Raw genomic sequence first — 11,261 nt, forward strand, 5'->3', positions numbered from 1 at the left:
CTGTGCCAACGAAATTACGCAGGCCGGTGCCCCGCCGAATCTGTCATCGTGACGGTAGTGCCAGGTCACGGTCACCCGCTCGAACGCTGGGCGGGCATTTCCAGCTCTGGCCTTCGCCGCCGCTGCCAGGCCGGAGGCATGACGCGCGTTCCGCTAGATTTTCGGCCATGTTGTACGGGCGGGCTGCGGAGCAGGCTCAGGTGGATCGGCTGCTGGCGGACGCGCGGTCCGGGCGCAGTGGTGTGCTGGTGGTGCGCGGGCAGCCGGGTATCGGGAAGACCGCCTTGCTCGGCCATCTGACGGAGCAGGCCGCGGGGGTGCGGGTGCTTCACGGGGTCGGCATCGAGTCCGAGGCGGAGCTGCCGTATGCCGCCCTGCATCTGCTCCTGCGTTCCGAGCTTGACCGGATCGACGCGCTGCCCGAGACACAGGCGGCGGCGCTGCGGGGCGCGCTGGGGCTGGGCGCGGCGGCTCCAGAGAACCGGTTCCTCGTCGGGCTGGCCGTGCTCAGCCTGCTGGCCGAGGTCGCGGGCGACGGGCCGCTGCTCTGCTTGGTCGACGACGCGCAGTGGTTCGATCGGGCGTCCATCGACGCGCTGGTGTTCGTGGCGCGGCGGCTGGACGCGGAAGGCATCGCGCTGATGTTCGCGGGCAGGGAGGAGTTCCACCCGCAAGGGCTGCCGGAGCTGTGGCTGGACGGGGTGGACCGCGACGCCGCCGTCGCGCTGCTGGCCGAGTCGGCCAGGGAGCTGGCGCCGAAAGTGCGTGACCGCGTTTTGGACGAGGCGGGCGGCAATCCCCTCGCGCTCATCGAGCTACCGTCCACGCTTACCGCGGAGCAGCAGGCCGGGCAGCTGAACCCGTTCACCACGATTCCGGTCGCCAACCGGGTGCAGGAGGCCTTCCAACAGCAGATCAGGGCGCTGCCCAGCACGGCTCAGGCCCTGCTCGCGGTGCTTGCCGCCGACGACACGGGCGACCTGGGCATCGTGCTGCGCGCCGCCGAGTCCCTCTCCGCCCGGCTGGCGGACCTGGAAGCGGCGGAGCAGGCCAAACTGGTCACGGTGAACGGAGCCGCGGTGGCCTTCAGGCACCCGCTCATCAGGGCCGCTGCCTACCAGAACGTGCCGTTGACGTCGCGGGTGGCCGTACGGCTTGCGCTCGCCAAGGTGCTCGACGGCGGCGAGCACGCCGATCGCCGGGCCTGGCATCTGGCCGCGGCGACGACCATGCCCGACGAGCGCGTGGCGCGCGAGCTGGAGCTGGCCGCGGAACGGGCGCGCACCCGTTCCGGTTATGCGGCCATGGCCGCGGCCTACGAACGGGCCGCCGAGCTCACCCCCGACACCGCCAAGCGCTCGGTACGGCTGGCCGCGGCGGCCGTGGCGGCCAGCGACGCGGGCCAGCCGACTCGCGCGGGCACGCTGGCTGACCGGGCCAGTGAGGAGATCCAGAACCCGCTGGCCCTCGCCCACCTGATCCAGGTGCGTGCCCATCGGGAGTTCGAGCAGGGCAGCCAGGCCGCGGCCGGCGAGCTCATCATCGCCGGCGCGGAGCGGGTCGCCCCGCGGGACGCCGAGCGGGCGGCCTACCTGCTCGTGGAGGCGGTGCGCTGCGGGTGGTACGCCAGTGACCCGGGCCTGACGGAGCAGGCGGCGAAGCTGCTCAGGGCCCTGCCCGAGATCGGCTCTCCGTTGGTGAGCGGTGCGCTCGGGCTGGCCGCACTGATCAACGGCGAGCTGCAGGATGCGGTCACGCTCATGCAGGGGCTGGTGCTCGCTCCGGAGCTGTCCGCGCTCCAGGTGCCGGGTCTGCTCCTCGTGGCCCAGCTGTGCGCGCCGACCGGGCGCTACGGTCAGGGCGAGGCTGTCGCGGCGCGCGTCGAGGCCGAGTGCAGAGCCCACGACATGGGTGGCTGGCTGACCGTCGCGGTGGAGACCCGGCTGCAAGCGCAGATGCTGCTCGGCAGGTATCGCGAAGCGGCGGCCAGGCTGGAGGAGATCATCCCCATGGTCGGCGACCTGGGGCAGCGGAACGGATCGGTCGCGCTCACCGCACTGCTCGCACTGGCCCGCAGCGAGCTGGGTGACGAGCAGGGTTGCCGGGCGGCGGCCGCGTCCGCCTTGGAACAGGCGGGAGCGCGCGGGCTCCGAGCGGCTGAGGCGGTCGCTGTGGCCGGGCTCGGGCGGCTGGAGCTCGCGTTGGGCCGTCCAGAGGCGTCTCTGGGCATCCTGGAGAGGATTTCCCCCGCCATGGCGCCGGTGTCCGTCTTCTCCGCCCCCGACCGGATCGAGGCCGCGGTCAGGGCCAGGGAACCCGAGCTGGCGCGCGAGCCCCTGGCGTACTACCTGGACTGGGCGGCCGGCGTCGGCATGCCGTCCGCCGATGCGGTCGCACTGCGCTGCCGTGCCCTCGTCGAGGACGACGAGGATCTGTACGACGAGGCCGTGCGGGTGCACGAGCAGGGCGAGCAGCCGCACGAGCAGGCCCGCACGCGGCTGCTCTACGGCGGGTGGCTGCGTCGTGCGCGCAAGCGCGCCGCCGCCCGCGCCCAGCTGCGCGCCGCCCTGGAGACGTTCGACCGGCTCGGCATGACGCTGTGGGCCGAGCGGGCCCGCGCGGAGCTGCGCGCCACCGGCGACGTTCCCGCAGCCCCACGCCAGGCGGACGACCCGCTCAGCGTCCTCACCGCGCAGGAGAGGCAGGTGGTACGGCTGGCCGCCACGGGCGCGTCCAACCGTGACATCGCGGCCCAGCTGTACCTCAGCCCGCGCACCGTCGGCTACCACCTCTACAAGGCCTTCCCCAAGCTGGGGATCTCCTCGCGGGCGGAGCTGGCCGCGATCGTCACCTGAGCCTGCCGTACAGCTCGATGATCTTCGCTTCGTCGGCGACGAGCGGCAGCCGGTCGAAGGTCAGAGTCCAGTCACTCGAGATGCCACCGGTGTCGCCGACGCGCTCGATGATGCCGAAACTGACCGATTCGGTCTGCCCCTTGGGCAGGAGCGTGCCGTGCCATTCCAGGTATGTCGCGCGGTCGACCTTGACTGCCTGGCCCGGCTGCAGCTGGACGTCGCTGACCTGGTCGAAGAACCTCTTCAGGTAATCGAGCTTGCCCTGCGTGGTGCTCAGCGTGCCGCCGTTCAGGCCGGGGGCGGACAGCGGCGCGCCGGTGAACCGTTCCACCAGGGCCTCCGCGTCCTCGCCGTTCCATGCCTCGGCGCGGGCATTGAGCTCGTCGGGGCCGAGGACAGGCTTGCGGCCCTGGTCGGGGGTGCTGCCGTCGGCGACGTCGGCGAACAGATCGGGCAACTCGGGGTCGAGTACCTTGAACAAGCTGTGCCGGTCGTAGTAGCGGCGGCCCTGGACGACCTTGCCATCGTCGGTCAGCAGGACCCGGTAGACCGCAGGGTAGGCGATCTCGTGTCCCTTGACCGTGGCCTCGTTGTGGGCTTCGAACATCACGGCGGGACCATTCACGGCGATGCGCGTACCGCGGAAGCGGAAGTCGGGGATAAGGCTGAGCGTTCCGCTGATCGACTTTCTGATGGCCTCCTCACCTTGGAGCAGCGGCCTGGTCGCCTTCGCCGGCTCCCACAGCGTCGCGTCCTTGGACCAGATGTCGACGTAGGCACCAACCCGGTCGGCGGTGGTGACCTTGCCGAACTTGATCTGCCGCTTGATGAAGGTGCACGCATTGGGCGACACCCAGCCGCTGATCGAGGTGACCTCCGGCCGCATCTCCGCGCAGCCCGTCGTGCTGTCCCATCCCTTCTTGGTCGCCTGCGCCGGGCTCACGATCGTGCACAGCGCAAGCACCGCCCCGACCGCGAGACCCATCCCTGCCATCCGCATCGCCTTCATGACCTGCCCTTTCAATGTTCTTTCAGGTGACACCGAAATTAGGCCGATCCTCTTCGCGGCGAATCTGTCAACGTGACGGTAGTCAGGCGTGCCGCACCAGGTATGTCACGGGAAGCGCCACCGGGTCTGGCTGTTCTCGCCCTTGCAGGAGCCAAGGTTTGTCCGGGGCGATGGCCGTCCGTTGTCAGCGATCAAGTCCGGCATGGTCTTAGGGCGGCGAGGGGAAGCCGTCGCGCGCCTACGCCGACGGGACGGGAGGCAGGCACGGCAGGTTCCCCCCGTGCGACGCCCGGCCGTAGTCTCGCGCCGTAGGAGACCTCAGCCGCACGCCCGGACGGGGCCGGCGATCGAGGGCCAGATCACAGTTGTCTCCGCAGGTCTACGCCTCGCCGGAGGTCAGACCGATCGGGCAGGCCACCCCGGTGCCGCCGATACCGCAGTAACCGTTCGGCACTTTAAACAAGTACTGCTGGTGGTAGCACTTCGTTTCGCGCATCAATAGTCGGCTATTCGGTGTCCTTGGGATGTCGAGGCGATGCGTAGATCACCCAGACAGTACGGGCGGCGTCATCGATGGCATAGCGGACACGCCCGCCGCTGGTGATCTCGAATTCCCACGCTCCAAGTCCTTGCCGTTGTGGCGATGAGTCGCGAGATCGCCGCGTAGGCGATGTTGACGGTCGTGGCTGGAGCGTGAACGTGGATCAACCCGCAGCGCCTCGAAGCATCGGCGCGTATTGGCCAGGGCATGGCGGCACAGCTCTTCCCAACCTCTGACCGTTTCGCTGGTACCGAACCGGATATCCCACTCGTCATCCGGTGGTGGCACCGTAACTCGATCTCCGCGCTCGGGCTCATGGCGAAACCTGCACCGGGCTGAAGTCACCGCTCGTGGGCTTGCGAGCCTCGGCGTAGTGCGCAGGGTCGGCCTTGATTCTGGCAGTGGCCCGCCAGCCCGCGATGACCTCATGGGTGGTGGCGTCGACATCCAACTCGGCCGCATCGGAGAGCGCTTCAACCAGTTCCAGAGTGAAGGCGCGCAGTTCGTCCGGAGACAGGTGGCGAACCCATGGGAAGACCTCCGGCATGGCTATGACCAGCGCACGCGCGGTGGGATCATGCTTGATCAAGGCAAGGAAGAGCCGGGACGCGGTGGCCAGCGCGATGAGTGTATGTCAGAACACGTTCTGATGTAAGCGACTCGACCGGGCTACGCGCCAGATCTGGCGCTGAACCGTGAGCCGAGTCAGAGGGCGCCTCTGCGAGTGCCCACAGCGGTCACGGCTGTGGGCACGGTCCTCCTGCTGATGGTCGTCGGCCCCGAGGACCCTCCACATCTCACCTATACCTGGCAGAGCGGTCAGCTTTTGGATTGTTTGACGTGGTCGGAACCGCCACGTGTCGCGGATATCCCGGCCCACGAGCGCGATCGGGCCTACCTGTGCAGCGTGAGCAAGCCTGATCGACAGGTCTCGGACCAGGAACTGCTCGGCAAGGGCAGAGATGCGTGCACCAGGTTCGCTGCCGGGGAGCCTGTCAAGGCTCGGCCTGCGCTGCTCGCGCTGCTCTGCCCGGAGGTGATCGGACGGAAATATCCGGTTTTGTCGCTGTCGTCCGCTCAGATAGACCAGCAGCAGGCAGAGAAGGAGAACAACGAGCGCGAACAGGGCGCGCGAGGCGCGCAAGGAGGACGCCCTGTGCCGCGACCCGTGGCCTGCGCTACCTACTCGATTCCAGGCGACCGCGTCCTATTACGACTGGGATACCCAGCCCTACGGCATCTGGGACCCGGAAGCGGACACCGAGGAAGATTCCGAAGTGATCTGGAATGCGGAATCGATCGACAACCTGGCAACCAACGGTCAGCTGGCCCTGATCTTCACACCCAGCCAGGACTGGGCGACCTGCGTCACGGCGAAGGCGCTGCGCTCGGCCCCGCCGCCCCTGCGACGCAAAGGCTGGGACGAGGTGGTCGAGGCGGACATCGTCAGCGAATCGGGTCACCTGGTGATGCAGACGCTGTCGGCGAGCAAGGTGCGCTTCCCCAACCTCGCGCGCCGCGGTCCTGGCATCTACCGGCTGCGCCTGTATACGCGTCCAGGCGAGGATCTCATCCTCATCTATCCGGCTAAAAGAGCGAAGTAGCCTGCCTGGCCGACGGCGAGCACCGGATCTGCGCCCGAGTCTCGCCCTGTCGCATGTACTGTCGCCGGTGCGAGGACTGGCCGATGCTGCGGGACCGGCTGCTGCTCGGGGTCTGCGCCATCACGGCTGGATGGATGCGCGACCTAGTGAGGCTTGGACCGGTAATCAGCCCACGTGTCGACCGCCTCTTGAAGATCAAGAGCGGCAACGTCCTCACGCGCCATCCCGACCGTGTAGATCAACCGCTCCGCGAGCCAATTTGGAACCGGTTCTCTAGGGGGTGCTTTCTCCACCCGAATGTGATCGGCCAGCGTGCCAAGGCGCTCGATCACCTGGCCGAGCTGGATGATCTCGGGACGACCGGCACCCGCCTCGCGAACCCTCGCCGTCGCCTCCGCGTACACTTCTGCGTCGGCCCGCTCTCCGACAGCCCACACCTCACAGATCTCCACCGACTTGTCCTCGGTGATGCGGTAGACGACACGCCAGGTGTTGCGACCGACCACCAGCTTCCGGAAACCGGTCAGTTCCCCGCCAAGCGGGTAACCAGCCTCAGGATTGTCTAGCAGGAGAAGGATCTTCTTGAGTATCTTGGGCACCGCGTCTGGGCCAATGCGCCGGAGGTCGTCGACCGCCGGCGCTGTGAAGACGACGTCCGACACGACTCACTCGTCGTCCGGGATGGCGGACAGCGACTCGCGAGTATGCCCGAAAGCGGCAAGCACCTCATCGAGCGAGACCCGCTCCCCCGTGTCCGTGACAGAGCGGGCGAGCACAAGCGCCAGATCACGCAGATCAGCCGCCGCTTCCTCCAACTCATTGAGCCGGCGAATGCTCACCACGGCCGCCACTGGCTGATGCCGACGGGTGACCACCAGATCGGTCCCCTGCTCCGCATCAGCCACAAGGCGCGCAACGCCTCGCTGGGCCGCCTCTGTGACGCTCAGCTCAGTGGCGTCGTGCAGAACAGTCATACATCAACTGTACATCTTTCTGTATAGAATCGCAGCGACCTGCCCGAGCATCGGCTCACGCCTCGCCAGACGTCAGGCCTACTGGACACGCGACTCCGGTCCCACCGATGCCGCAGTAGCCGTTGGGAACTCTAAGAAGATATTGCTGGTGGTAGCGGCTCGCCTCCCGCAACAGTTCTCTGGACGCAAACGCGGCCACACCGCGTGCGGTCTCAGACAGGGACCACCTGCACGGTTTTCCCGCACAGTTTGCTCATGTCGTCCTTGTCCGATGTCAGGACGACGACCGGGCGCGCCGAGCGCAGTGCGGTAGCCGCGACCACAGCGTCAATCGCGTACTTGTGACCGTGCAAGCGGGCATCCCGAAGAAGCTCGATCGCCCGTGACGAGATGTCCTCGGTCACAGGCTCGATCTTCAGCCGGGACAAATACCACCTGAGACGATCGCTTTTGACGCGAACGTCTTGCGCCTCGATCGGTGTCATCGCGCTGACCACAACCCGAAAGTCGTTGTCGTGCGCCTCCCGTACGAACGCAGTCACCCGCTGGTCGGCCTCGCACCACTTCACGAGCCCCTGACAGTCGAGGACCACAGTGCCCGCGCTCAGCCTGCTTCGTGCGCGCGCCATCCATCCTCCTCCTGGAGTTCAGGCGCCGACTTGACGTGGCGGAACAGCTCCGCCGCCTCGTCACGCAGAGGCTGCGCGATCGGTCCAGAAGCGGCCTCGTTCGCCTGAAGGGCCTCCTCCAAGAGATCCCGCTCGATCTGGCGCTCCACAGCGGCATCAACATAGGCAGAGAACCCACGGGCTCCGACCCGCTCTCGAACAGCGCGAATGTTGCCTGCTCTCAGGGATACGCTGACCTTGGCCGCCGGCCCGGCCCCGGGGGCGAACTCTTGCTCAGGCATGCTCATAGAATCAGTTTACTACTCGAAGTAGCAAAACGTGGAGTCTTTACTCAGCGCAAAACCCAATCGATACGGAATATCCGAACGGTGTAGATCACTATCCACCTGCCAGACCCAGGACCGGCCAGGCGGGTGTGATCGGCTGGCGTGCCGAGACGCTCGGTCGCCTGGCCTGCGCACAAAGCACCCGAGGGGTCACACTGGTCTTCGTGGGAATGTTCGATGATTATCGGCCGTCGGAGCGCTTCTTATGCCCATGGTGCGGAGGATCACTGATTGAGGGCTGGCAGGGACAGGACGGGCCGTGCCGGTTGCTGACGTGGGTGCAAGGACACCCCTGTCCGGTCGTCCCTCCGAACGCGGGCTACACGCTTCGCGAGGACGAGGCCACAGCCGTACTGCCCGAGCTCTTCGTGATCTATACGACGTGTGTCAACGGCCACTGGGTCGAGGCGGAAGGACAATGCATCGACGGCGTCTGGCGTCGGACTCGGCTGCTTGAGGAGTCCGAATATACCGATGGTGCCGGATATAAGGGTGATACGGACTGATCGTTGCGCCGACTACGACACTGGCGGGCAGAGCACTCTCGACAGCCCGCCAGTCGAGGTCATCGAACTCGTAGCCAGAGAGAAGCGACGATCTCGTAGAAGAGGCTCGCACTCCCTCCCTTGATCCCCAGCGTGGATCAGGACAGGCCGATCACGCCTCACCAGACGTCAGCCCGACCGGGCAGGCCACGCCCGTGCCACCGATGCCGCAGTAACCGTTCGGCACTTTAAATAGGTACTGCTGGTGATAATCCTCGGCAAAGTAGAACGGCCCCGCCTCGGCGATCTCTGTGGTGATCTCGCCGTAGCCCGCCGCCTTCAGGACCTTCTGGTACGCGTCCCGGGACGTCTCCGCCGCCTTCTGCTGCTCCGGCGAGTGGTAGTAAATCGCCGAGCGGTATTGGGTGCCGACGTCGTTGCCCTGGCGCATGCCCTGCGTCGGGTCGTGGGCCTCCCAGAAGACCTTCAGGAGCTCCTCGTAGGAGACCTTGGCGGGGTCGAAGACGACCCGCACGGCCTCGGTGTGACCCGTGCGACCGCTGCAGACCTCCTCGTACGTCGGGTTCTCCGTGTAGCCGCCCTGGTAGCCGACCGCCGTCGTGACGACTCCCTGGGTCTGCCAGAACTTGCGCTCGGCGCCCCAGAAGCACCCGAGGCCGAAGTCGGCGATCTCCGTGCCGGACGGGTACGGCGGGGCCAGCGGGGCGTCCAGGACCGCGTGGCGGGCCGGGACGGGCATGGTCTCCGCGCGGCCCGGGAGGGCGTCCTCGGGTCGGACCATCGATGTCTTGTTGCCGCCGAACAGCCAGCCCATCGCACTACCTCCATAGCTCTCTGTCAGCCTACACAGGCAGCAACGCTTAAGGAGATCTACACATTTCCGTATAGTGGATGGAATTTGTGGTTAAAGGTGGTAATGGGCGAAGATGGCGTACATGCCTGACCTTCGGCGCGGCGTCTTGTACGGGGTCGCCGCCTACACCATGTGGGGGCTCTTCCCCCTCTACTGGCCTCTGCTCAAGCCGTCAGGTGCCGTCGAGATCCTGGCGCACCGGATGGTGTGGTCCCTGGTCGCGGTCGCCGCCGCGCTTGCCGTCCGCAGGCACTGGTCCTGGATTCGGGAGCTGGCCAGGCAACCCGGGAAGCTCGCCCTCCTCACCGTCGCGGCCATTGTCGTCACCCTCAACTGGGGCACCTACATCTACGCGGTCAACTCCGGGCACGTGGTGGAGAGCGCCCTGGGGTACTTCATCAACCCGCTGGTCAACGTGGTGTTCGGCGTGGTGCTGCTGCGCGAGCGGCTGCGGCCGCTGCAGTGGGCGGCCGTCGGGTTCGGAGCGGTCGCGGTGCTCGTGCTGGCCTTCGACTACGGGCGGCTGCCGTGGATCGCGCTCACGCTGGCGGTGAGCTTCGGGGTGTACGGGCTGGTCAAGAAGAAGGCCAATGTGGCGGCGACCGAGGGCCTGGCGGTCGAGACGCTGGTTCTGCTGCTGCCGGCCCTCGGGTATCTGATCACGCTGCAGGTGAGCGGGGAGGCGACCTTCCCGAATCAGGGGGCCTGGCATGCGTTGTTGCTGATCGGCGCGGGGATCGTCACGGCGGTGCCGCTGATCTGCTTTGGGGCGGCCGCCATCCGGGTGCCGCTCAGCACGATGGGGCTGCTGCAGTACATCGCACCGATCCTGCAGTTCGCGTGCGGTGTGCTGATCGCCAAGGAGACAATGCCGCCCAGCCGGTGGATCGGGTTCTCGATCGTCTGGCTGGCCTTGGCGATCTTCACGTACGACAGCATCAGGACGGCCCGGGCGGCCGCGCGTGTCAGGAGATCAGCCAGAACGCTGGACCACGTAGTCACATAGCGCCAAAAAGGCGTCTCGCGCCGGGATGTCAGGCAAACCGGAAATGTCGTCCCGCGCTCGGTCCACCCACGCCTCCAGCTGCGCCCGCGCCCGCGCCATCGCCGGGTGCGCACGGAGCAGGGTCAACGCCTCGTCCACGTCGGACTCGGCCACCGGGCCCGACAGCAGCTCGGAAAGGCGCGGGGAGTCGTCGGCGGCCAGGGCGTACAGGACCGGGAGGGTCTTGATGCCCTCACGGAGGTCAGTGCCCGGCGTCTTGCCCGACTGCGCCCCCGTGGAGGCCACGTCCAGCAGGTCGTCCCCCAGCTGCCAGGCCACGCCGATGGCCTCGCAGGCGCGGCTCAGCCGCTCCTCGACGTCCGCGGGAGCCCCGGAGAGCAGGGCTCCGAAGCGGCCGGAGGCGGCGATCAGCGAGCCCGTCTTGTCGGCCAGGACGTTGACGTAGTGCGCGATCGGGTCCTCGTCGGCGCGCGGGCCGACGGTCTCACGGATCTGGCCCTGGACCAGGCGGGAGAACGTCTGCGCCTGGATACGGATCAACTCGGGGCCAAGGTCGGCCAGGATGTCGGACGCCTGGGCGAACAGGTAGTCGCCGGTGAGAATCGCGACAGTGTTGTCCCACCGGGCGTTCGCGGACGGGGAGCCCCGGCGTACCGGGGCCTCGTCCATGACGTCGTCGTGGTAGAGCGAGCCCAGGTGGGTCAGCTCGATGACCACCGCGCCGGGCACGACGCCCGGCGCCGACGGATCGCCGAACTGGGCGGCGAGCAACACCATCAGCGTGCGGAACCGCTTGCCGCCGGCCTCGATGAGGTGCTTGGACGCCTCCGTGACGAAGGCGTCCTCGCTCTCCACCGACGAACGCAGGAGCTTCTCCACCGCGGCCAGTCCGGTGGCCACGTCCTGCGCCAACCGTTCGTCCTCAATGGGAAGGTCAACCACGGGTGGCGCAGACATA

General features: G+C 67.4%; 11 protein-coding genes and 2 pseudogenes. 3 read left to right on the top strand and 10 right to left on the bottom strand.

Annotated features, from left to right (window positions below; genetic code table 11):
- The first annotated feature begins 167 nt into the window (after positions 1–167).
- Entirely contained in the window at positions 168–2,855 is a 2,688-nt protein-coding gene (locus tag OHA25_RS04095; protein WP_327586288.1) for an ATP-binding protein, read from the top strand.
- Here the strand turns inward: OHA25_RS04095 and OHA25_RS04100 are convergent.
- From OHA25_RS04100 to OHA25_RS04110, 3 genes and pseudogenes are all read right to left on the bottom strand, one after another.
- On the bottom strand, positions 2,848–3,864 hold the full coding sequence (locus OHA25_RS04100) for a nuclear transport factor 2 family protein (RefSeq protein WP_327586289.1): 1,017 nt from the start codon (positions 3,862–3,864) through the stop codon (positions 2,848–2,850). The genes OHA25_RS04095 and OHA25_RS04100 overlap by 8 nt on opposite strands.
- A 379-nt stretch (positions 3,865–4,243) precedes the next feature.
- Positions 4,244–4,342, bottom strand: a pseudogene (locus OHA25_RS04105) (peptide-methionine (S)-S-oxide reductase MsrA); the annotation flags it as partial.
- Between the two features lie 376 nt (positions 4,343–4,718).
- Complete coding sequence (locus OHA25_RS04110) at positions 4,719–4,994, bottom strand: hypothetical protein (protein ID WP_327586290.1); 276 nt, start codon at positions 4,992–4,994, stop codon at positions 4,719–4,721.
- 688 nt (positions 4,995–5,682) lie between these two features.
- Between OHA25_RS04110 and OHA25_RS04115 the strand changes: the two genes are divergently transcribed.
- Positions 5,683–6,009, top strand: coding sequence for a hypothetical protein (locus tag OHA25_RS04115; RefSeq protein ID WP_327586291.1), 327 nt, complete (start codon positions 5,683–5,685; stop codon positions 6,007–6,009).
- A 143-nt stretch (positions 6,010–6,152) separates the two neighbouring features.
- Here the strand turns inward: OHA25_RS04115 and OHA25_RS04120 are convergent, their stop codons facing one another.
- From OHA25_RS04120 to msrA, 6 genes and pseudogenes are all read right to left on the bottom strand, one after another.
- Positions 6,153–6,671, bottom strand: a complete 519-nt coding sequence (locus OHA25_RS04120; RefSeq protein ID WP_327586292.1) for a type II toxin-antitoxin system RelE family toxin — start codon at positions 6,669–6,671, stop codon at positions 6,153–6,155.
- Between the two features lie 3 nt (positions 6,672–6,674).
- Complete coding sequence (locus OHA25_RS04125; protein ID WP_327586293.1) at positions 6,675–6,983, bottom strand: type II toxin-antitoxin system prevent-host-death family antitoxin; 309 nt, start codon at positions 6,981–6,983, stop codon at positions 6,675–6,677.
- A gap of 55 nt (positions 6,984–7,038) precedes the next feature.
- Positions 7,039–7,146 (bottom strand): annotated as a pseudogene (locus OHA25_RS04130) (peptide-methionine (S)-S-oxide reductase MsrA); the annotation flags it as partial.
- 49 nt (positions 7,147–7,195) lie between these two features.
- Complete coding sequence (locus OHA25_RS04135) at positions 7,196–7,612, bottom strand: type II toxin-antitoxin system VapC family toxin (protein ID WP_327586294.1); 417 nt, start codon at positions 7,610–7,612, stop codon at positions 7,196–7,198.
- On the bottom strand, positions 7,588–7,899 hold the full coding sequence (locus tag OHA25_RS04140; RefSeq protein ID WP_327586295.1) for a hypothetical protein: 312 nt from the start codon (positions 7,897–7,899) through the stop codon (positions 7,588–7,590). Before OHA25_RS04140 ends, OHA25_RS04135 begins: the two co-directional genes overlap by 25 nt.
- Before the next feature lie 696 nt (positions 7,900–8,595).
- Entirely contained in the window at positions 8,596–9,258 is a 663-nt protein-coding gene (gene msrA, locus OHA25_RS04145; protein WP_327586296.1) for a peptide-methionine (S)-S-oxide reductase MsrA, read from the bottom strand.
- A 121-nt stretch (positions 9,259–9,379) separates the two neighbouring features.
- Between msrA and rarD the strand changes: the two genes are divergently transcribed.
- Positions 9,380–10,303: an EamA family transporter RarD gene (gene rarD / locus OHA25_RS04150; RefSeq protein WP_327586297.1), complete on the top strand. Its 924-nt coding sequence runs from the start codon at positions 9,380–9,382 to the stop codon at positions 10,301–10,303.
- Here rarD and OHA25_RS04155 read toward each other — a convergent pair.
- On the bottom strand, positions 10,271–11,260 hold the full coding sequence (locus OHA25_RS04155) for a polyprenyl synthetase family protein (RefSeq protein ID WP_327586298.1): 990 nt from the start codon (positions 11,258–11,260) through the stop codon (positions 10,271–10,273). The two genes, rarD and OHA25_RS04155, sit on opposite strands and share 33 nt — an antisense overlap.
- Position 11,261: the final 1 nt, after the last annotated feature.

Source organism: Nonomuraea sp. NBC_00507 (genome assembly GCF_036013525.1).
Classification (GTDB): domain Bacteria; phylum Actinomycetota; class Actinomycetes; order Streptosporangiales; family Streptosporangiaceae; genus Nonomuraea.

Bases quoted from the DNA above. Each gene is read 5' to 3' on its own strand.
- msrA (WP_327586296.1), bottom strand. From the start codon at position 9,258: ATGGGCTGGCTGTTCGGCGGCAACAAGACATCGATGGTCCGACCCGAG.
- rarD (WP_327586297.1), top strand. From the start codon at position 9,380: ATGCCTGACCTTCGGCGCGGCGTCTTGTACGGGGTCGCCGCCTACACC.
- OHA25_RS04100 (WP_327586289.1), bottom strand. From the start codon at position 3,864: ATGAAGGCGATGCGGATGGCAGGGATGGGTCTCGCGGTCGGGGCGGTG.
- OHA25_RS04095 (WP_327586288.1), top strand. From the start codon at position 168: ATGTTGTACGGGCGGGCTGCGGAGCAGGCTCAGGTGGATCGGCTGCTG.
- OHA25_RS04155 (WP_327586298.1), bottom strand. From the start codon at position 11,260: ATGTCTGCGCCACCCGTGGTTGACCTTCCCATTGAGGACGAACGGTTG.
- OHA25_RS04140 (WP_327586295.1), bottom strand. From the start codon at position 7,899: ATGAGCATGCCTGAGCAAGAGTTCGCCCCCGGGGCCGGGCCGGCGGCC.
- OHA25_RS04135 (WP_327586294.1), bottom strand. From the start codon at position 7,612: ATGGCGCGCGCACGAAGCAGGCTGAGCGCGGGCACTGTGGTCCTCGAC.
- OHA25_RS04125 (WP_327586293.1), bottom strand. From the start codon at position 6,983: ATGACTGTTCTGCACGACGCCACTGAGCTGAGCGTCACAGAGGCGGCC.